The sequence below is a fragment of the Halomonas sp. DN3 genome, from assembly GCF_024137905.1.
GTDB classification, from domain to species: Bacteria; Pseudomonadota; Gammaproteobacteria; order Pseudomonadales; family Halomonadaceae; genus Halomonas; species Halomonas litopenaei.
On sequence record NZ_CP099965.1, the window covers coordinates 2,960,858 to 2,981,259 of the forward strand.

Below are 20,402 nucleotides of genomic sequence, written 5' to 3' on the forward strand. Positions count from 1 at the left end.
CCCTGTGCGCTCGCCCGGCACGAACGCAAGACCTCAACAACCCGATATAACTCACAGCAATCACGGGTACCTCCCCTCATGACAACCACAACGCCCCTTGTCATCGATCCAGGCCTCGCACTGGAGGTGACGCCATGACCCAGACCAACGCACCGTCCACCCATCCCTTCGCCCCCGGCAAGCCCAGCCAGAAGGGCAAGGGTCGCACCTTTGCCATGGTCGCAGGGCTTATTGCCCTGGTGGCCGGCCTGACCTTCCACCACGAAGCCGGCACCCCCTTCGGCTGGATCAGCCTGGTGCCTTCGCTGATCGTGCTGGTGGTGGCGATTGCCACCCACAGGACCCTGGAGGCCCTGGCCATCGGCGCGCTGTCCGGGCTTATCCTGATCGAGCCGAGCGACTATATCGGTGCCCTGGCCGACGTCTCGCTATCGGTCATGATGAACGAGACCATCGCCTGGCTGATCCTGGTATGCGGCCTGATGGGTGGTTTTATCGCCATGCTCGAGAAGTCCGGCTGCACCCTGAGCTTCAGCCACTTCATGAGCCGCCTGGTCAAGACCCGCCGTCAGTCACTGCTGTGCACTGCGGTACTGGGACTGTTGATCTTCATCGACGACTACCTCAATGCGCTGGCGACCTCGGCGGCGATGAAGCGGTTGACCGACCGTTTCGGCGTATCGCGGGAAAAGCTTGCCTATATCGTCGACTCCACCGCCGCCCCGATCTGCGTCCTGGTGCCGATCTCGACCTGGGCGGTGTACTTTGCCGAGCTGCTGGAAACCAACGGCGCCACCGATGGCCCCGGCATGTGGCTGTACATCCAGTCGATTCCCTACATGCTGTATGGCTGGGTCGCCATGGGCCTGGTCTTTCTGGTGGCCATGAGCATCGTGCCTGACCTTGGCCCGATGAAGACCGCCGAGGCCCGCGCCCGCGCCGGCCAGACGATTCCCGACGGCGCCCCGGATGAGCCGCTTGGCGACGACACCCCGCGTGGCAACCCCTGGCTTGGCCTGTTCAACTTCGTCGCCCCGATGGCGGTGCTGATCGGCGCCAGCGCCTACTTCGAGATCGACCTGCTCAAGGGCGTCATCGCCGCCACCCTGTTCACCATCGTGCTGTTCCTGGTGCAGCGCCTGTCCACCTTCTCGAGCCTGATGGACTCGATCATGGACGGCTTTCGCACCATGATGCTGCCGCTGGCCATCGTCGCCGTTGGCTTCGTGCTCAAGGAGGTCAACGACCAGCTCGGCATGACCCAGTTCATGATCGACGCCCTGGCGCCCTACATCACCCCGGCGCTGCTGCCGGCCATCGTCTTCATCTCCATGGCGGTGGTGGTATTCGCCACCGGATCGTCCTGGGGCGTGTTCGTGATCTCGATCCCCATCGTGATCCCGATGGCCGCCCATATGGAGGTGTCGATGCCACTGGTGGTGGGTGCCCTGCTGTCGGCCTCGAGCTTCGGTAGCCACGCCTGCTTCTTCTCGGACTCCTCGGTACTGTCGTCCCAGGGCAGCGGCGTCCTGCCGATGCAGCACGCCCTGACCCAGCTGCCCTACACCCTGATCGGGGCAACCGTCACCAGCCTCGGCTTCGTGGCGCTGGGCTACGCGCTGGTGTAACGAAACCGGGAGCGCAATGCGCTCCCGGTTTTCGTATCGCGACACACGCCTAGATCGAAGAAAGACCGTACTTGTCGAGTAGCTCCACCAGCATCCTGCCGCTATTTACCCGGTGCTCCCGGTGGTGGTCCCTGGCGGCGATGACGTCACCATTCTGAATGGCCTGGACAACGGCCCGATGGTCGTTGTTCGATGACGTCGGCCGTGGCCGTAGTCCCAGGGTCAACATGCGCACACGGTGGGACTGATCCCAATAGGTGTTGACGATGGTGGCGATGCGGCGATTGCCGCACAACTCCACCAGCAGCAGATGGAATCGCTCGTCCGCCGCTGCCCAGCGGGTCAGGTCGTCATCGGCCAGGGCATCGTCCATTTCATCCACCGCATCCATCAACTGGCCGAGCTCCTGGTCGGACAATCCGCGTCGTGCCAGCAACTCGACCGCCTGGGTCTCGAGCGCCGTCAACACATCGTATATCTCGACCATATCCTCGGCCGACACCGGCAACACTCGCATACCGTGGCGCGGCCTGATTTCCACCAGCCCTTCATTGGCCAGCCGAATCATTGCCTCTCGCACGGGCGTCCGGCTCATGTCGAGCAGTTCCGCCAACTCCTTCTCGAGGCGAAAGGATCCCGAAGAAAACTCGTTGTCGAGTATCCGACGCTTTATCTCGTAGTACGCCTTTTCCGGCAGCGACAGCTTGTCCCCCGGAGGTCCCTCGCCCCTGCTCGCCGGCACGGATCGAGAAGACGTGTCTCTTGAGTTCATCGCTGCAAATCCTCAGCTTCCACAGACGTCACTGGACACACGAAGCCGCCTGCCTTCTCTGGCAGAGGTGTAGACAGCCTCTTCGATGTTCATGTTGGCGAGATAGTCAGACGCGGTATTTGCCAACCTCGACCGCCCCATCAGGCCGTCCACCACATGGCGGCTGAACCGATAGACGCAGTCCCCGCCAAAACCGTGATCCACCCACTCATAGTCGATATCCTGCCACAGATTCTCCCCGTGCCTTCTGTAACCCAGGGTGCCATCGCCTCTCAGCACCAGCACACCCTCGCTTCCTTCGATGGTCATTTCGCCCATGGTCAGCCGCCGGTTATCGGCGCAATGATCGGACAGGCGGTTGCCATCCAGAACGGCGCGAACCCCGCCGGCACACTCCATGATGACATGCCCCGCATCCTCACCGGCGATAGCCGGGTTGAGGCGCCTCAGTTCGGCATAGACCGCGGACACCTCGCCGAAGAGATAGCGAAAGGTGTCGATCCAATGTATCCCGGTCTCGTGGATCAGAAACCGCTCCATCTTCTGAAAGTACGGCTGCCTCTCCAGATAGGCCTGCGGCCCCTGTCCATCTCCAGGGCGCAGCCGGAACGTCGCCTGATAGATCTGCCCCAGCCTGCCCGCGGCGATCTGCCGCTGGATCTCCTCGTACCAGGGCTGAAACCGGACGTTTTCATGAACGATCAGTTCAATCCCGCTTTGCTCGGCCAGGACGGCGGCTTGGCGCGCCTCCTCCAGGCTTTTGCAGAACGGCTTCTGGCAGATCACGTTCACCCCGCGCTCCGCCGCCAGGCGGATCAAGGCCAGGTGTGAAGAGGGCGGCGTGATGATATCCAGCACGTCGGCGCGCGCTTCCTCCAGCATCGCCAGGACATCCGAGTAGACCTCCCAGCCCCCATGACGCTTGGCCACCTCCCGAGCACGTGAGGTGTCCTGATCACACACGCCCACCACCTGAACCTCGGGGATGCGTGACCAGGCGTCATATTGAAACTGGCTGAAGTATCCGGCGCCAACCGCTGCGACCCTTAGCTTTTCCATCAACAACCTACCTCCTGCGACCTGCCATTTTGAGCGGCGCACCACCCAACCATCAAAAGCTACTGGATCGGAAGCTCGACCAGCTGGGCCATGACTGCCTCGAACACCGCGGTCGTACCGGCATCCCCGCCCAGCTCGCAAGTCACCAGGGTGCCAGTGGCAAAGGCAGCGTCCACGGCCTCTCGCAGCAACTTGCCTGCCTTCAGCGCCGGCTCACAGTCGTGCTTTTCTCCCAGCCACTCCAGCATCATCACACCGGACAGCACCATGGCCGTTGGATTGGCGAGGCCCTTGCCAGCGATATCCGGCGCACTGCCATGGCATGGCTGAAAGACCGCGTGATCATCGCCGATGTCTGCGGAAGGCGCGTAACCCATGCCACCGATCAGACCGGCGCCCAGGTCGGACAGTATGTCGCCGAACATGTTCTCGGTGACCATCACGTCGAGATCCCAGGGCCTGGTGACCATGTTGAGCGCCGCCGCGTCCACGTACATGTGGTCGCAGTCGAGCTGCGGATGCGCCTCGGCCCGCTCGTCGAAGATCTTGCGGAAGAAGGCAAAGGACTTGAACACATTGGCCTTGTCGACACAGGTCACCCTGCCCTTCCCCCCCTGGGCCTGGCGGCTTTGGCCCAGCGCCAGGGTGAAGTCGAACAGTCGCTGACTCACATCCCGGGTGATGACCAGGGTATCGCGCGCTTCCTCGTCGCCCTTGATCTCGCCCCTGCCGTGAGACGCAAACAGGCCCTCGGTGGATTCCCGCACGATCACGAAGTCGAGTTCGTGGGCGCTGGGGTTATTGAGCATCGGCTGAAGCCCGGCGATGGTGCGCACCGGCCTGACCCCGGCGTACAGGCCGAAACGGAAGCGGAAGTCGATCTGTGGCGAGATCTCGGTGCCATCCGGATAGCGAACGTCCGGCAGCCCCATGGCACCCAGCAGGATCGCATCGGCCTCGTCGGCACGCTTCAACGAGGCCTCGGGAAGCGACTCCCCTGTATCCCTGAAGTGGGCGGCACCGGCAGGCAGCTCCTCGAAGCTCGCCGATACGCCCCCGACCCTCGCCATGGCTGCCTCCAGCAGCGTGACGCACGGCTTCATGATTTCCTGGCCAATGCCGTCACCGGGAAAGACAGCGATGGAAAAGTGGGTCTTGTTGGTCATTTGACAGCCTCTCGCTATTGTTGGTTGTTACTTGAAGAAGTCAGGCATTGGCGCCGGCGAGTGCCGAACGCAATCGGGTCAAGGGAGCACGCCAATGTATCGGCGCCACGCCGCGCACTGGCGCCTGAAACGAGGCAAGGCGGTCCCCCAGCAGGCAGCCAAGGTAAGCCCGATCGAGGTCGCTGCCGCCAAATGCCAGGCTCGATACGTGACCGAGTCGACGACTGACGACGCCATCCAGGTGAGGGCGCCCCATCCGACCGGCGTCAAACGCCTCCTCCACTTGCTTGAGATAGGCCTCGTCGCTGTCTTCCAGCACGACACTCTGCTCCCCGGTCGGCGAGACCCGGATGACCCGATTGCTGACGATACTGGTGATCCAGGCCCCGCCTTCGACATCGAAGGTCACCCCATCGGGGAAGGTGCCAGGGCCGAACTCACAGACGGTCTGGCGCTCGCCGAGTCGTCCCTTTTCCTCCACGGAAAAACGGCTCAGCCGGCGGGCAAAGGTTTCATTGACGTAGAGCCACCGGCCATCGGGGTGCAGGGCGCACTCGTTGGTGTAACCCAGGCCATCGGCGACGATTCTGGCGTCACTGCCATCGGCGTTGGCCAGAGCAATAAAACCGTCGGCCACCGCCGCGCTGTACCCCTTGGCGCGGGGCTGCTGACGGGTGCTGACGGTGATCCAGAGGCGGCCGGCGCCGTCTCGATGAACGAAGTTGGTGGGAGGCAGGGCGACACCGTCGATCTCGGTCACCAACGGCTCGAGGGCGCCGTCGACGTGCAGCCGGAAGACGCCCCCCTGGTCTTCGCCCAGATGGGTCGCGATCACACCGCCGTCGTCTTCCAGAGCAATACCGTTGGGACGAAGCTGGAAGCCCTGCTGGTTCGACAGGATGCGAAGGGCCGGCGCGCGATCTGCATGGCGGAAGATCGCCACGCCACCGCTGTCGGTCCAGTCTGCGGTCATCAGCAGGCCACTCGAATGTGTCAGCACGCACTCGGGCCGACTCAAGTCGCCACCGCTATAGTCCAGCGCTTCGAGTTCGATCATGTTGTTCCTGGGTCTCGTTGTTCTGTTCTTGCGTTGGTCAGTCTTCTTGTTGTTCCGGGATTTCGATGTTCCGAGGGACCGTTTCTGTGGCCCTTTGACCAGCGTTTGACGACCAACTCGTTAACGTATACATTAACACATGCACAAAGCCGGTCAAGACCAGACCGCGTCAGCCACCCGGGCGACCGGCACAACAACAAGCGACGAGGAAGCCAAATGAAACGTCATGTCACGCCAGCAATCGCCCTGCTCATGGGTCTCTCCTTTCACGCAGCCGCCGCGGACTACCCCGAACGCGACATCACCAATGTGGTCGTGTGGTCGGCCGGCGGCGGCACCGATGTCGCAAACCGGGTCGTCAGCGCAGAAATGAATGCCTTCCTTCCCAGGCGCATCAACGTGGTCAACAAACCGGGCGGTGTCGCCGGCTCCATCGGCATGAGCCATGTCAGCAACCAGCCCGCCGACGGCTATACGTTGGCAGGTCTGTCCGAATCCAATGTCGCCGCGGCGGTCCAGGGCGGCTGGGAAAATACCTTCGACAGCTGGTACCCCTTCATCATCGGGGGATCGCCGGACCTGATCTCCGTGGGCAGCAATTCGTCCTATACCACCCTGGAAGAACTGGTGGAGGCGGCCTCCAGCGGCGACGTCACCATCAAGGCAGCCGCGGGGGGCTCGGGCTCCGTTCATCACCTCAATCTGCTCGCCTTCGAGAAAGGCACGGGGGCAGATCTCAACTTCATTCCCTACCCGGGTTCCGCGCCGGGCCAGAACGCCGCCATCACGGGTGAAGTCAGCGTGGTCATCACCTCTCTTGCCGAGCAGCAGCAACTGATTGCGGCCAATCGACTTCGGCCCCTGGCGGTGTTGACCGATAGCCCGGTCGACATCGAGGGAACCGGTGAAATCCCCTCTGCCTTCGACAGCTATCCGCAGTTGAAGGAATATCTGCCTATTCGACAGACCATCGGTTTTGCCGTCCGCGACGATGCCCCGGAGGAGGTCAAGGAGACCCTTGAACAGGCGTTCGAGCAGGCACTGGAAACTGACGCGGTAAAACAGTGGGCAGAGGACAACTACTTCCAGTTGTCCGGCAAGACGGGAGAAGAAGCCTCGGAGGAATTCTCTCGGCTCGAGTCCCTCTTCTCATGGACGCTGTATGACCTGGAGTCTGCTTCCATCAATCCGGAGGAATTGAATATTCCAAGGCCCTGATCGCGACTTCTTCGTTCCCGATAACCGAAGGCCCGGAGGCAATCGTTGCCTCCGGGCATTTTCCGGGCCACGTCAATACCTCGTAGAACATCAGGTTCACTGGACACATCATGGTTGACAGCAAACAGCTCCCTGACCCCGAGAATCAGGCAGGCGCCGCTTTCTCGGGGAACGACGAACTCATCCAGCGGCGACGCCGCGATTTCTTCACGAGCCTAGCACTGCTGCTGCTGGCATTCGCCATGCTCGCAAAATCCCTCACCTTCCCCATGACCGACAGCTACGGCGGTGTCACCAACGCCTGGTACGTTTCCCCCGCGCTGTTCCCCCTGTCGATCGCCGTCACCCTGGGGTTGGTGTCGCTGCTGTTGCTGCGACGCGCCATCCTCGATGGCGGCGCCAGACGCAGAGAGAGCGCCTCGAAGGGCCGATCGAAGGCGTCCTTTCCAGCTTCTGCTTCCTGTCGTGTGGCCGTGATCATGGCCTTTATCGGTCTGTACGTTTACTCGTTCGTTCCCAGCGTCGATTTTGCACTGGCCAGCGCCCTCTTCCTCTTTCTCTTCATCACACCTTTCTATATCGAAAAGATGGCTCTCATTCCCCTGACACTGGTCGGCGCCGTCATCGCTTGCGTACTCATCACACTACTGAGCCATCGGCCAACATCTCAGCAGTACGCCCTGGATCTGGTAGCTATCGCCACGCTTCTGACAGTCGCCACCATCGCCTGGTGGTTGCTGCGCCATTCGCCTAGAGAATGCAGGAAACTGCGCACCGTCGTGCTGGTCAGCATTGCCATTCCCCTGGTGCTGGTACCGATCTTCCGTTTCTTCCTGCTGGTACCACTCCCGGTGGAAGGTCTGGTGATAGACACCATGCAAGCCCTCGTCAGCCACCTGACGGCCCAAGGTTAAGGAGACACTCGCATGGACTTTATCGCGCAGCTTTCGGTATTCGCGCATGCCATCTGGCAGATCCTTACCAACCCCGCGATGGTGGCGCTACTGCTGGGGTCGAGCTTCCTGGGTATCATCTTCGGGGCGCTTCCCGGCCTGACCGCGACGCTCGGGGTCGCCCTGCTGACAACGCTGACCTATTCGATGGACCTTCAGACGGCACTGATCTCGCTGATCGCCATGTACGTAGGGGCGGTCTACGGTGGGTCCTACCCGGCCATTCTCATCAATATCCCCGGCACCGCGGCGGGCGCCGCCACTGCCATGGACGGCTACCCCATGGCCCAACGGGGGGAAGGCGGCAAGGCGCTCGGCATGACCACCACCGCGTCCTTTATCGGCACCCTGATCGGCATGGTCGCGCTGATCGCCCTGGCACCGCTGATCTCCGAGGCTGCGCTGCAGTTCACGTCCTATGAATTCTTTCTTCTGGCGCTCTTCGGCATCATCATCAGCGGCACCCTGACGAGCAAGGACCTGGTCTACAAGGGATGGATCGCCGGACTGCTGGGCCTTGCGCTATCGACGATCGGTCGCGACCAGCTTCAGTTCTTCCCCAGGTTCACCTTCGGCCTGCCGGAGCTGGACGGTGGCATCGAGGTCGTTCCGGTGTTGATCGGCGCCTTTGCGATCCCGCAGATCATTCGTACCCTGCGCGACAGGGTAGCCCTCGGCAGTCCCCAGCCCGTCAAGCGCGTGCTGCCCGAATTCCGTGCGGTCTTCCGCAATCTGCGCCACGTCATCCGCTCGGCGTTCATCGGCGTGGGTATCGGTGCCGTCCCCGGCGTCGGCGAGGATATCGCCGGCTGGGTGTCCTACGGTACCGCCCAGAACTCCTCTGCCCACCCTGAACGCTTCGGCAAGGGCGAACCTGCCGGCCTGGTCTCGTCGGAAACGGCCAACAATGCCTGTATTGGTGGTGCGCTCATTCCTCTGACGACCCTCGGCATTCCAGGTAGCCCACCGGCGGTGATGCTGCTGGGCGCGTTGATGCTGCACGGCCTGAACCCGGGTCCGATGATCGCCATCACCCAGCCCAACTTCCTGATCGAGCTCACCGCCATCATCGCCCTCGCCTCCCTGGCCATGTGGATCAACGGCATGTTTCTGGCCAAGCACGTCATCAAGGTGCTGCGGGTACCCTCGTCAATCTTTCTGCCGATTGTCGCGGTGCTGTCGGTCATCGGGTCCTACGCGCTGGGCCTCAGCCTGCTGAATCTTTACCTGATGGTGCCGATCGGCATCGCCGCCTACGTCCTGGGAGAGATGGACTATCCGATTTCGCCTCTGGTCATCGGCGTCATTCTGGGCCCGATGGCGGACGAAAACCTGCGCCGCGCCCTGATGGTGTCCGAGGGCAGCCTGATGGGGTTCTTCGAACGACCGGTGTCACTACTGCTGATCGCCGTGATCGTGCTGACCATCGCGTCTCAGATCCCGGCCTGGAAGCGCTATCGCAGCCGCCTTTGGAAAAAATTCAGAGGGCGTGCGCTAGCTGGCAAGCCAGCGCATGGCGCCGACGACCATCAGTAGCGTCACATCGACAAGGAGACGGGTGTCGGCACCGAGCTGCCGACACCAACGCTCATCCACCCCGCTCTCATCAGTCACCGCTCTCATCCACCCCAGACAGGAGACATTCACCGTGCACGCCGTCATCGTCAGTTTTACCCCGCAGCAAGGGTGTGCCGATCGCCTCGAGGCACTACTGCTGCGCCAAGCCTCGGATAGCCTGGAAAAGGAACGTCACTGCCAGCGCTTCGATGTGGTTCGACTACGGAACGAGAACACCTTCGTCCTCTACGAGCTCTACCGGGACCAAGACGCCTTCAGATGGCATCTGGACACCGACCACTTTCATGCCTTCGATCAGAAGAGCGCACCGCTGGTGGCGGAGAAGAAGGTCCTTCAAGGAGACCTGCGCCAGGCTTGACGCAACCTGGATCTGCGAGCACACCAACCCTACAACCACCCCATGGCCTGCATCGCCTGATTGGCAGGCACCAGCACGTAGCGTACGCACACAAACCCCACCAGGCTGAGTGCGAGGGTATAGGGTGCGGCCATCCACACCATGCGGCCGTAGGAAAGGCGAATCAGCGGTGCCACCGCCGAGGTCAGCAGAAACAGGAAGGCGGCCTGGCCATTGGGCATCGCCACCGACGGCAGGTTGGTGCCGCAGGCCACCGCCACGGCCAGCAGGTCGAACTGCTCGGCGCCGATGCGCGCAGCGCTCAAGGCCGAGTGAATTTCGCTGATGTAGACGGTGCCGACGAAGACGTTGTCCGAGACCATCGACAGCAGACCATTGGTCACGTACACCAGGCCCAGCTGCTCACTGCCTTGGCGTGACAGCACCAGCTCGATCACCGGTGCAAACAGATCCTGCTCGATGATCACCGCCACCACCGCGAAGAACACCACCAGCAAGGCGGTGAAGGGCAAGGCTTCCTCGAAGGCCTTGCCAAGGGCGTGCTCCTCGGTGACGCCGAGAAAGGCGCTGGCCAGGACGATGACGGCAAGCCCGATCAGCCCCACCGACGCCTCGTGGCGAGCCAGTGCCACCACCAGCCAGACCAGCACCGCCGCCTGCACCCATAACCTGGCCACCTCGATCAGCGACTGGCCTGCCCGCTCCTGGCGATCGTGCTCGACCAGGATGGCGCGTACCTTGGCCGGTAGACGCTGGCCGTAACCGAAGCAGCGCAGGCTTTCCACCAGCAGGCAGGTGGCAAGGCCTGCCACCAGCACCGGCAGAGTGACAGGCGCCATGCGCAGCACAAATTCGCCAAAGCCCCAGCCAGCCTGCTCGGCGATGATCAGGTTCTGGGGCTCACCGACCATGGTCATGACACCGCCAAGCGCGGTCCCCATGGCGGCGTGGAGCAGCAGCGAGCGCAGAAAGCGACGATAGTCGATCAGGTCCTGGTGGTTGACCTCGGGAAGCCCGCTATCATCGCTGTGGTCATGATCGTCGTGCTGCCCCTTCATCGACGCCACCCGATGATAGATGGCGTAGAAACCCACCGTCACGCTGATCACTACAGCGATCACCGTCAAGGCGTCCAGAAAGGCGGAGAGCGCTGCCGTCGTCACGCAGAAGCACAGCGACAGCAGACGCTTGGACGTGACGCCGATCAGCAGGCGTGTGAACGCCTTGAGCAACAGCTGCTTCATGAAGGTGATGCCCGCCACCATGAACACCAGCAACAGCAGGACATCCAGGTTGAGCGCCACCTCGTGCATCACACTGTCGGGGCCGGTCATGCCGATGCCCACGGCTTCCAGTGCCAGCAGCCCACCAGGCTGCAACGGATAGCACTTCAGCGCCATGGTCAGGGTGAAGATGAATTCGACCAGCAACAGCCATCCCGCGACGAATCCCCCAGACCAGGCGTAGACCAGAGGATTGATCAGCAGGCAGATCAGGATGGCGGTCTTGTACCAGTCCGGCGAAGGACCGATAAAGTTGCGAAAGAAGGCCTGGGGCAGCGTCGTCACCATCGACCGGCTCCTTGTCGATACGGCGGCGTTTCAGTATGCCGGCGAAAAGCGGCGCAATCCGCGTGTCTGCGTCAACAAACCGCCCTGAACCAACGGAGTATCGGCTTGTCACGCCTACCACGCCGGGCTAGCGTGAAAGACGCCACCACACCGATGAGGAATCGCCTGTGAAATGGGCTCGCACCAGCCGTGACAAGATGCACCATCACGCCGATACCATCGGCAACCTGCTCGTGGAAGGCTTTCACTACCTGGGGCTCTTCGTCATCGGCGGGATGATCGCCTGGGCCTCGGTGGTCGCCTTCCTCGACATGCTGACCAGTGGCCACGCCAGCGTCGACGACATCCTGCTGCTGTTCATCTATCTTGAGCTGGGCGCCATGGTGGGCATCTACTTCAAGACCAATCACCTGCCGATTCGCTTCCTGTTGTACGTCGCCATCACCGCCCTGACCCGCTACCTGATCGGTGACATTTCCCACCACCCCAAGCCCGACGCCGGTCTCTTGTACCTGTGCGGCGGCATCTTCCTGCTGGCCCTGTCCGTGCTGGCGGTGCGCTTCGCCTCCTACAAGTACCCCTCCAGCAAGCCCATCGACGCCCTCGGCAAGGTGGTCAACAAGACCAACAGCGATCTGTAGGACGCCCGGGACCAGCGCCCCTGCCCTCGCCCACGTTCACGCCCACGTTCACGTTCACGTTCACGTTCAGGTTCACAACTACAGCGACGACAACAGCCCCCGCCAGCCAGCATCGAAAGATACCGGTTGGCGGGGGCTGGGTGTTTACGCGAAGGCTGAAGACCGGAACCAGGTTCCCGTCAGGACTTGTCGGGGGCACCCCGGACCACGTCCCACTGGGGCTGACCCTGCTCGATCAGCACACGCTCGCCGTCGGGCGCCTGCTCCAGACGCGCCACCTGACGCACGCCGTCATACTCCCAGGCCACGTCGTAGCCCAGGGTCTTTTCACGGGTGTCGTTGACGGTGTGGCACCGCTGTTCGGTGGTGGTATAGGTCTGGCCGGCCTCGACCCGACGCTGCACTTCGCGTCCGGCGAAGCCACCGCCGATGGCACCGGCCACGGTGGCGATCTTGCGGCCGCTGCCACCGCCGATCTGGTTGCCCACCAGGCCACCGACCACCGCACCGGCAGCGCTGCCCAGAATACTGTGCGGATCCCGGGTCGGCGCCTGGCGTGTCACCTGAACGTTCTCGCAGACCTCTCGCGGCGTGGAGACGGTCTCGGTGACCGGCGTGACGGCGGTAATATCGGCGAACTGCGGCCCCTGGGGCGCCTGCTGCACCTGCCAGGCGCCAAATGCCAGGCCACCAAGGCCAAAGACCGCGAGGGTGGAACCGACGATGATCGACTTGCTCATGCTGTTCTCCTTGCTCCGCCGGGGTGCTCGCTTAGGGCTTGTCTGAAAAGTGCCTGCGCTCGGTAATACGGCGTTAAAAATCGGATCAAAATGCTCATTTACACCCCGTAAACTGCGCTTTCTCACCGATTTTTGCCTTGTCTAACCTTCGCTCGTCGACTTTTCGGCCAGAGCCTAGCGCGCGAGAGGCGCCACGGCAGATGTCTTGGCGATGTGATAACCCTATCCTAGCCGTTATCGAACAGCGTTCGAAGAACCATGGAGCCACTTGCAAGTTGTTTGTGAGGCTGTCGCAACTCACCGACAGAGGTGCCCCCGATCGGCGACGACGGGCGCTGCTGCCCTCGCCTCTTATGCCATTGCCCCCCCTGCCCACACATCACAACGCCTCGCTGCCGGAGGCAGCGAGGCGTTGGGCGAGACGCGACAATGGGGCTCTCAAGCCGGGAGCGCGGGTCACGGAGCATCCCGCTGCCATTGGCTTGCCCGCACTTGTCTGTTACACCGACCAGCGGCTAGATGCCCAGCTTATCCCGGGTCTGGTAGTACCAGGCGCCGATGGCGGACAGCGGTACCCTGAGCATGCGGCCGCCAGGGAACGGCAGGTGCGGCAGGCCGGCAAAGGCATCGAAGCGCTCGTCACGTCCAGTCATCACCTCGCTGATCAGGCGACCGGCCAGGTGGGTGCACGTCACGCCATGACCGGAGTAGCCCTGGGCGTAGTAGACGTTGTCATTGATCACCCCGAACTGGGGCAGTCGGTTGAGAGTCATCAGGAAGGTCCCGCTCCAGGCGTAGTCCACCTTGACCGTCTTGAGCATCGGGAAGGTCTTTTCCATCTTGGGACGAATGACCGCCTCGATGTCCTGGGGGTCCTCGCCGCCGTAGTTGACTCCCCCGCCGTAGATCAGGCGGTTGTCGCGGGTCAGGCGGAAATAGTCGAGCAGATAGTTGCAGTCTTCCACCGCCATGTTGTTGGGCAGAAGCTCCCGGGCCAGGTCCTCGCCGAGCGGCTCGGTGGTGATGATCTGGGTGCCGCAGGGCATCGACTTGGCCTCGAGCTCCGGCATCACGCCGCTCATGTAGGCGTTACCCGCCATCACCACACGCTCGGCGCGAACGCTGCCGTTGCGGCTCTTCAGTACCACCGGCTGGCCGTGTACCAGCGACTCCACCGGGCTCTGCTCGAAGATCACACCACCCAGGGACTCCAGAGCCGCCGCCTGGCCCAGCACCAGGTTCAGCGGATGCAGGTGACCGCCGGAGTGGTCCACCAGGGCGCCGGTATAGCGATCGCTGCCCACCTCGCGGCGACAGGCGTCGCCTTCCAACAGCTCCAGCCCGTCGTGGCCGTAGCGCTGCCACAGCGCCTGATGCTCGCGCAGCCCCTTGAGCTGGCGCTCGTTGCAGGCGGCGAACAGGTTGCCTTCACGCAGGTCGCACTGGATGTCGTAGCGGGCGATGCGCTCACGGATGATGCGATTGCCCTCGAAGGCCATGTCGCCGAGGGCACGCGCGGTGTCGGCGCCGTACTTGTCCTCGATCACGTCCATGTCGCGGCTGTAGCTGTTGACGATCTGACCGCCGTTGCGCCCCGAGGCGCCGTAACCGACCCTGGCGGCCTCCAGTACCACCACCTTGAGCCCCTGCTCCGCCAGATGGAGCGCGGCGGAGATGCCGGTGAAGCCGGCCCCGACCACGCAGACATCACAGCTTACCTCTCCCTCGAGGGCCGGGCGCTGGGGTGAGGCATTGGCCGAGGCGGCATACCAGGACGCGGCATGCTGGACCTCGGCGGCCCCTCCACGGGGATCGGTAGCGGTGGAACGGCTGGACATGACGGACTCCCAAAGTGGTTATTTTATTCAACACTAGATCGCATTCTACGCGGCGAAAGTAGACATCTTCAAGATAAAGACATGGAATAATCACCACCACGCACCGACGCCATAGCTCCACAACGCAGCGAGCCAGGCACCTGGCCTGGCTCGCTGATGGTGCCTCATGCCACCGTCTCGGGCTTGCGCCACCTTCTCGGGATCGCGTCACCTTCTCAGGCCTACGCCACTCTCTAAGCTTCGCGCCACCTTCTCAGGCTTGCGCCACCCCAGGGCGTCCTCCAAAGCGGCGGCTCACACCCGCAACAGCAGGTGCTCACGCTCCCAGGACGAAATCACCTGAAAGTACTCCCGGTGCTCGGCCCGCTTTACCGCCAGGTAGCTGTTGGTAAAGCGCTCGCCGAGGATACCTGCCAGGGCGTCACACTCGTGCAGCAGGTCCAGCGCCGGTCCGATATCGTCGGGCAGCTTGTTGCCGCCGGACCAGGCCGAGCCGACCATGGGCGGGCGCGGCTCCACCTGGCCAAGCATGCCGAGGTAACCACAGGCGAGTGACGCCGCCATGACCAGGTAGGGATTGGCGTCGGCACCGGCCAGTCGGTTCTCGACCCGGGTGGCCTCGGGCCCGGAGACCGGCACGCGCAGGCCCACGGTACGGTTGTCCATGCCCCACTCGACGTTGATCGGCGCCGAGCCCGAGGTCTCGGTACGCAGCAGCCGCCGGTAGGAGTTGACGTTGGGGGCCAGCAGCGGCATCGCCGAGGGCAGGTAGCGCTGCAGGCCGCCGATGAAGTGGTGGAACAGACGGCTGGGCTGGCCATCCTCGCCGGCAAACAGATTTCGTCCGCTGGCCGGGTCAATCAGGCTCTGGTGAATGTGCATCGAGCTGCCCGGCTCATTGGCCATGGGCTTGGCCATGAAGGTGCCGTACATGCCGTGGCGCAATGCGGTCTCGCGCAGCACCCGCTTGAACAGCACCACCTGGTCGGCCAGCGCCAGCGGATCACCGTGCTGGAAGTTGACCTCCATCTGCCCGGCGCCCTCTTCGTGGATCAGGGTATCCAGATCCAGATTCATCGCCTCGCAGTAGTCGTACATCTCCTCGAACAGCGGATCGAACTCGTTGACCGCATCGATGGAGAAACTCTGGCGGCTGCTTTCCTGGCGACCGGTGCGCCCCACCGGCGGCTCCAGCGGGTAGTCGGAGTCGGTGTTGGTCTTGACCAGGAAGAACTCCACCTCCGGTGCCACCACCGGGACCCAGCCACGTGCCTGGTACAGCTCCAGCACCCGCTTGAGCACATAGCGCGGCGCCAGCTCCACCGGCTCGCCGCTCAGATAGTGGCAGTCGTGGATGATCTGGGCGGTAGGGTCGTCGGCCCAGGGCACCAGGAAGACGGCGTTGGGGTCAGGCACCAGCTCCATATCCCGCTCGGCAGGATTCCAGAAGCGGATGTCGTCATCGTCGGGATAGCCCCCGGTGACGGTCTGGATAAAGATGGAGTCCGGCAGGCGCGGTCGTCCGCCGTTGAGGTACTTGCCCGCGGGCATGATCTTGCCCTTGAGGATGCCGGTAAGGTCGGTGACCAGGCACTCGACCTCGGTGATGCCGTACTGCTTGAACCAGTCGCTGAGCGCTGGGCTTTCCTGGCGGTTACTCATGAGAGTGTTCCGTTACGTGAGTGTCTCACTCGGTGGCCGAGCCCCGACGTCGCCGGGGCTCTTTCCTTGCAGGGCGGCCCCGGGCGCATCAACGCCCCTGGGCCAATCCCTTCACCGAGCCTTTACCTCTGACCACAGTTGCTGAAAGGTCTGCAGTTGCTGACCGGACAGGCTGGGGGTGAAGACAAGCCGCGCCATGTCCTCTTCGCTGGGCTGGGTCGGCGGCTGGGTCAGCACCTCGTCGAGATGCGGGCGCGCCGCCTCGTTGGGGCTGGCGTAGTAGTTGTAGTTCGACAGCTGGGCACCGATCTCGGCGTCCAGGATGAAGTCGATGAACTTGTGCGCGAGCTCCGGGTTGGGTGCCTCGGAGGGGATGACCATGGAGTCGACCCACATCTCGGCGCCTTCGTCGGGAATCACGAAGTCCAGATGTTCGAAGGTCTCCGGGTCCTCATCCTTGAAGTACAGGTAGTCGCCGTTGAAGGACATGCCCACGTGGGTGACGCCCCGGGCCAGCTGCTGCAGGGTCGGTGTGCCGTCGGTGAAGCCCGAGAAGTTGTCGCGATTCTTGGTCTCGATCAGCAGTCTGGCGGCATTCTTCAGGTCATCCAGGCCGCTGCAGTCGAAGCTCGCGCCCAGATAGGCGCAGGCGCTGCCGGTGGCGACCTGACCATCCTGGATCATCGAGAACGGATAGTCGCCGTTGACCTCGGGGTCGAACAGCAACGACCAGCTCTTGGGCGCATCGGGGAAGGTCTCGGTGTTGTAGACAAGGCCCGTGGTCCCCCACTGGTAGGCAGCGGAGTACTCGGCACCGGGATCGAAGCTCGGATCCTTGAACTGCGCCATCAGGTTGTCGAAGTTCGGAATCTGCGAGCGGTCGAGCTTCTGGATCAGGCCGGTCTCGATCATCCGCGGAATGTAGTAGTTCGACGGCACCACGATGTCGTACTGGGAGGTGCCACCGGCATTGAGCTTGGCGATCATCTCCGGGTTCGAGTTGAAGTAGTTGGTCACCACCTCGACGTCATACTTTTCCTCGAAGGCCTCGATGATCTCGGGGTCCATGTACTCGGTCCAGTTGAACAGGTACAGCTTGCCCTCTTCAGCCTGGGCGACGCCTGCGAGCATGGCGGCTGCCACGGCGAGGCCCAGGGCGCTGCGAGTCTTGTTGAGCATCGTTGCTTTCTCCTTGTATTGCTTGGTCTTGTCTGGGTACGTCAGGTGTTGATCGATCTGTTCCGAGATCGCCTCTGTGTCCGCCGATGGCACAGGCGTCATGCCTTGCGCCGATTGACGACGAGGCTTGCCAGGGCGGCCAGCGCCACCGCCGCGATCATCAGTGTGGCGATGGCGTTGATCTCCGGTGACACCCCCTTCTTGATCGCGCCCCAGATATAGATCGGCAGGGTCGCGCTCTCCGGGCCGGAGGTGAAGAAGCTGATGACGAAGTCATCCACCGACAGGGTAAAGGAGAGGAAGAAGGCCGATATCAACGCCGGCTTGATGGTCGGCAGCATGAAGTGCACCACTCGCTTAAAGGGCGATGCATACAGGTCCTTGGCCGCCTCGAACAAAGACGGATCCAGGCCGACGAAGCGCGAGTAGACGATCAGCGCGACGAACGGAATCTGGAAGGTGACGTGGGCGATGATCATGGTGCCCAGCCCCGGCCCCAGGAGCCCGGTCAGCTCGTGTACCTTGACGAAAAAGGCCATCTCCGAGATACCGAAGACGATATCCGGCAGCACGATGGGCAGATAGATCAGCACGATCAGCCAGCCCAGCTTGCGGTGACGGTGGCGATACATGCCATAACCGATCAAGCAGCCGATCACCAGGGCGATCAGCGAGGACGTCAGCGCCAGCACCAGGGTGTTGCCGAAGGCGCTCATGATCTGGTCATTGGCGAACAGCTGGTGGTACCAGCGCAGTGACAGTCCGGTCATGCTGGCCGCGCTGTTGGCGGCGTTGAAGGAGAACAGCACCACCACCGCCAGCGGCAGGTAAAGAAACACCAGGGTCAGCCACCAGAAGGCACTCAGACCTCGCTTGAGTGTGCGCTTTCTCATATCACCACCTCCTCACCGCCGCCGAGTCGCTTGCCGATCCGGCGCATGGCATAGAGTCCGGCGAAGGTCGCCAGCAGCATCAGGATGGCGCCGGCGGCGCCCAGCGGCCAGTTCGACCCACCGGAGAACTGGTTGGCCACCAGATTGCCGAGCATCAACGCCTTGCCGCCGCCCAGCAGTTCCGGAATCACGTACATGCCGAAGGCCGGAATCGCCACCAGCACGATCCCGGCGAGCAGCCCCGGCAAGGTCTGGGGAAAGACCGCGTGCCAGAACGCCTTCACCGGGGTGGCGTAGAGGTCCTGGGCGGCCTCCACCTGGGCGGTGTCGAGCTTCTCGAAGGCGGCGTACAGCGGCAGCACCATGAACGGCAGGAAGTTGTAGACCAGCCCCAGGGTCACCGCGAAGTTGGACGGGTAGAGCCCCATGTTGGGGGCGATCAGCCCCAGCGACTCGGCGACGCTGGAAAGCGGCGTCTCCGGCGCCAGCAGGTTCATCCAGCCGAAGGTACGGATGACCTGATTGGTCCAGGACGGCACCACCACCAGCAGCAGCATGATCGGCCGCCATTTCGCCCGGCAGGTGGTGATGTAGTAGGCGATCGGATAGGCCACGATAACGACCAGGCCGGTCGCCACCAGGGTCTGCCACAGCGACCTCAACAGGGTGTAGAGGTTGCCCGGGCTCCAGCCCAGAAAACCGAAGCCGGCAAGCTGCTTGAACGAATCGAGCGACAGCGGCATCTGCGGCAGGCCATAGGGCCCGTTGGTCATGAAGGCCACGCCCATCAGGTAGGCGCTGGGCAGCACCAGAAAGACGATGATCCAGGCCGCGCCGGGTGTCACGGTAAAGAGAAGATGGCGCGCTTCTCTGACCATGCCCTGGCTGCGTCCGAGGACAGCGGTATCGGTCATGACATGCCCCCTCAGTTGGCCACGGTGACGAGGTCTTCCGGGGCGACCACCAGGGTCACCTCGTCACCGACCTCGGGCAGTCGGCGCCCGCGATTGTTGATGGTGGCCTGCAGGGTGGTGTCACCGACCGCGAGACGGAACTCGGCGTGGCTACCACGATAGAGCCGTTCGGTGATCCGCCCGACCAGGTGGTTCACCCCCTGATGACGACCCAGACGCACGTCCAGCGTCTCGGGGCGAATCAGCAACAGCTCACCGCCTCCCTGCTGTGGCGTGTCGAGGTCGGGCTCGAGCTCCAGCTCGCCAAGCTCGGTGGTCACGCGCTGGCCCTGGCGGGCGCTGATCGGATAGAGGTTGGCATGGCCCATGAAACGGGCGACGAAGGCATTGACCGGGCGCTCGTAGACCTCCCGAGGTGGCCCCACCTGCTGGATGGTCCCGCCATTGAGCACGGCGATGCGGTCGGACATCACCATGGCCTCGTCCTGATCATGGGTCACGAAGACGAAGGTCATGCCCAGGCGCTTCTGCACCCTCAGCAATTCAACCTGTAGCTGGCCGCGAAGGCCGGCGTCGAGCGCCGACAGCGGCTCGTCCAGCAGCAGCACGTCGGGCTCGCAGACCAGCGCCCGGGCCAGGGCGATGCGCTGACGCTGTCCGCCGGAGAGCTGATCGATGCGCCGATCGATCAGATCGCCCAACTGGATGAACTCGGCGATGCGCTCGACCCGTGCCTCGCGCTCGGCACGATCGACACCGCGCATCTTGAGGCCGAAGGCCAGGTTGTCGCGCACCGACAGGTGGGGAAACAGCGCGTAGGACTGAAACACGGTATTGACGCTGCGATGGTGCGGCGCCACCTCGGTGACGTCGCGCTCACCGATGGTCAGGCGTCCCTGATCGGCATCTTCCAGACCCGCCAGGATGCGCAGCAGCGTGGTCTTGCCACAGCCCGATGGGCCCAGCAGGGTAAAGAACTCGCCGGCCTCGATGGTCAGATCGACGCCATCGAGTGCCACCGTACTGGCGCCGAAGCGCTTGTGCAGGCCCTGCATATGGATCGCGGAGGCGGTCCGCTCGGAGCCGGCGGCATCGACGCCCGGGCGTGCGCCATCATGGGGCTCATCCCGGCGCTGTGAGTGGCGCTCGGCGGTGGAGGTCTCGGTCATAGGGGC

General features: G+C 63.1%; 18 protein-coding genes. 6 read left to right on the top strand and 12 right to left on the bottom strand.

Going from position 1 to position 20,402, the window contains the following annotated elements; all coding sequences use genetic code 11:
* Positions 1–134: 134 nt before the first annotated feature.
* Positions 135–1,628 carry a Na+/H+ antiporter NhaC family protein gene (locus tag NKF27_RS12790; RefSeq protein ID WP_108132897.1) on the top strand — a complete coding sequence of 498 codons (1,494 nt, stop codon included), beginning with the start codon at positions 135–137 and terminating at the stop codon, positions 1,626–1,628.
* A 49-nt stretch (positions 1,629–1,677) separates the two neighbouring features.
* Here NKF27_RS12790 and NKF27_RS12795 read toward each other — a convergent pair whose 3' ends face one another.
* Genes NKF27_RS12795 through NKF27_RS12810 form a run of 4 tightly spaced genes read right to left on the bottom strand, consistent with a single transcriptional unit; the run spans position 1,678 to position 5,682 of the window.
* Positions 1,678–2,400: a GntR family transcriptional regulator gene (locus NKF27_RS12795; protein ID WP_108448972.1), complete on the bottom strand. Its 723-nt coding sequence runs from the start codon at positions 2,398–2,400 to the stop codon at positions 1,678–1,680.
* Positions 2,401–2,412: 12 nt separating this feature from the next.
* Complete coding sequence (locus NKF27_RS12800; protein WP_253556477.1) at positions 2,413–3,459, bottom strand: Gfo/Idh/MocA family protein; 1,047 nt, start codon at positions 3,457–3,459, stop codon at positions 2,413–2,415.
* 59 nt (positions 3,460–3,518) lie between these two features.
* Positions 3,519–4,625, bottom strand: coding sequence for an isocitrate/isopropylmalate dehydrogenase family protein (locus NKF27_RS12805; RefSeq protein WP_108448970.1), 1,107 nt, complete (start codon positions 4,623–4,625; stop codon positions 3,519–3,521).
* 40 nt (positions 4,626–4,665) lie between these two features.
* Positions 4,666–5,682: an SMP-30/gluconolactonase/LRE family protein gene (locus NKF27_RS12810; RefSeq protein WP_253552123.1), complete on the bottom strand. Its 1,017-nt coding sequence runs from the start codon at positions 5,680–5,682 to the stop codon at positions 4,666–4,668.
* 216 nt (positions 5,683–5,898) lie between these two features.
* On the opposite strand from NKF27_RS12810, the gene NKF27_RS12815 reads away from it, so the two are divergent.
* From NKF27_RS12815 to NKF27_RS12830, 4 genes are all read left to right on the top strand, one after another.
* Positions 5,899–6,900: a tripartite tricarboxylate transporter substrate binding protein gene (locus NKF27_RS12815; RefSeq protein WP_124803790.1), complete on the top strand. Its 1,002-nt coding sequence runs from the start codon at positions 5,899–5,901 to the stop codon at positions 6,898–6,900.
* Positions 6,901–7,010: 110 nt separating this feature from the next.
* Positions 7,011–7,814 carry a tripartite tricarboxylate transporter TctB family protein gene (locus tag NKF27_RS12820; RefSeq protein WP_253552125.1) on the top strand — a complete coding sequence of 268 codons (804 nt, stop codon included), beginning with the start codon at positions 7,011–7,013 and terminating at the stop codon, positions 7,812–7,814.
* Between the two features lie 12 nt (positions 7,815–7,826).
* Positions 7,827–9,389 carry a tripartite tricarboxylate transporter permease gene (locus NKF27_RS12825; protein WP_253552127.1) on the top strand — a complete coding sequence of 521 codons (1,563 nt, stop codon included), beginning with the start codon at positions 7,827–7,829 and terminating at the stop codon, positions 9,387–9,389.
* A 112-nt stretch (positions 9,390–9,501) separates the two neighbouring features.
* A complete protein-coding gene (locus NKF27_RS12830) occupies positions 9,502–9,789 on the top strand; it encodes a putative quinol monooxygenase (RefSeq protein ID WP_162816462.1) in 288 nt (95 codons plus the stop codon).
* Between the two features lie 29 nt (positions 9,790–9,818).
* Here the strand turns inward: NKF27_RS12830 and nhaB are convergent, their stop codons facing one another.
* Complete coding sequence (gene nhaB / locus NKF27_RS12835; protein WP_253552135.1) at positions 9,819–11,360, bottom strand: sodium/proton antiporter NhaB; 1,542 nt, start codon at positions 11,358–11,360, stop codon at positions 9,819–9,821.
* A gap of 167 nt (positions 11,361–11,527) precedes the next feature.
* Here nhaB and NKF27_RS12840 point away from each other — a divergent pair, with 167 nt between their 5' ends.
* Positions 11,528–12,001 (top strand): phosphate-starvation-inducible protein PsiE, encoded by a 474-nt coding sequence (locus tag NKF27_RS12840; RefSeq protein WP_197037120.1) that lies wholly within the window; start codon positions 11,528–11,530, stop codon positions 11,999–12,001.
* A gap of 179 nt (positions 12,002–12,180) precedes the next feature.
* On the opposite strand, the gene NKF27_RS12845 is transcribed toward NKF27_RS12840, so the two are convergent.
* The 7 genes from NKF27_RS12845 to NKF27_RS12875 form a co-directional block, all read right to left on the bottom strand.
* Entirely contained in the window at positions 12,181–12,741 is a 561-nt protein-coding gene (locus tag NKF27_RS12845) for a glycine zipper 2TM domain-containing protein (protein ID WP_045995242.1), read from the bottom strand.
* A 515-nt stretch (positions 12,742–13,256) separates the two neighbouring features.
* Complete coding sequence (locus tag NKF27_RS12850) at positions 13,257–14,579, bottom strand: FAD-binding oxidoreductase (RefSeq protein ID WP_045995152.1); 1,323 nt, start codon at positions 14,577–14,579, stop codon at positions 13,257–13,259.
* Positions 14,580–14,873: 294 nt separating this feature from the next.
* Positions 14,874–16,241, bottom strand: coding sequence for a glutamine synthetase family protein (locus NKF27_RS12855; protein WP_045995153.1), 1,368 nt, complete (start codon positions 16,239–16,241; stop codon positions 14,874–14,876).
* Between the two features lie 111 nt (positions 16,242–16,352).
* Positions 16,353–17,420: a PotD/PotF family extracellular solute-binding protein gene (locus tag NKF27_RS12860; protein ID WP_052704559.1), complete on the bottom strand. Its 1,068-nt coding sequence runs from the start codon at positions 17,418–17,420 to the stop codon at positions 16,353–16,355.
* Positions 17,421–17,518: 98 nt separating this feature from the next.
* A complete protein-coding gene (locus NKF27_RS12865; RefSeq protein WP_108448961.1) occupies positions 17,519–18,313 on the bottom strand; it encodes an ABC transporter permease in 795 nt (264 codons plus the stop codon).
* The gene (locus NKF27_RS12870; protein WP_253552137.1) at positions 18,310–19,227 is read right to left on the bottom strand and encodes an ABC transporter permease; all 918 of its coding nucleotides are present in this window, start codon (positions 19,225–19,227) and stop codon (positions 18,310–18,312) included. The genes NKF27_RS12865 and NKF27_RS12870 overlap by 4 nt, the downstream gene beginning before the upstream one ends.
* Positions 19,228–19,238: 11 nt before the next feature.
* Positions 19,239–20,396, bottom strand: a complete 1,158-nt coding sequence (locus tag NKF27_RS12875; protein WP_253552139.1) for an ABC transporter ATP-binding protein — start codon at positions 20,394–20,396, stop codon at positions 19,239–19,241.
* Positions 20,397–20,402: the final 6 nt, after the last annotated feature.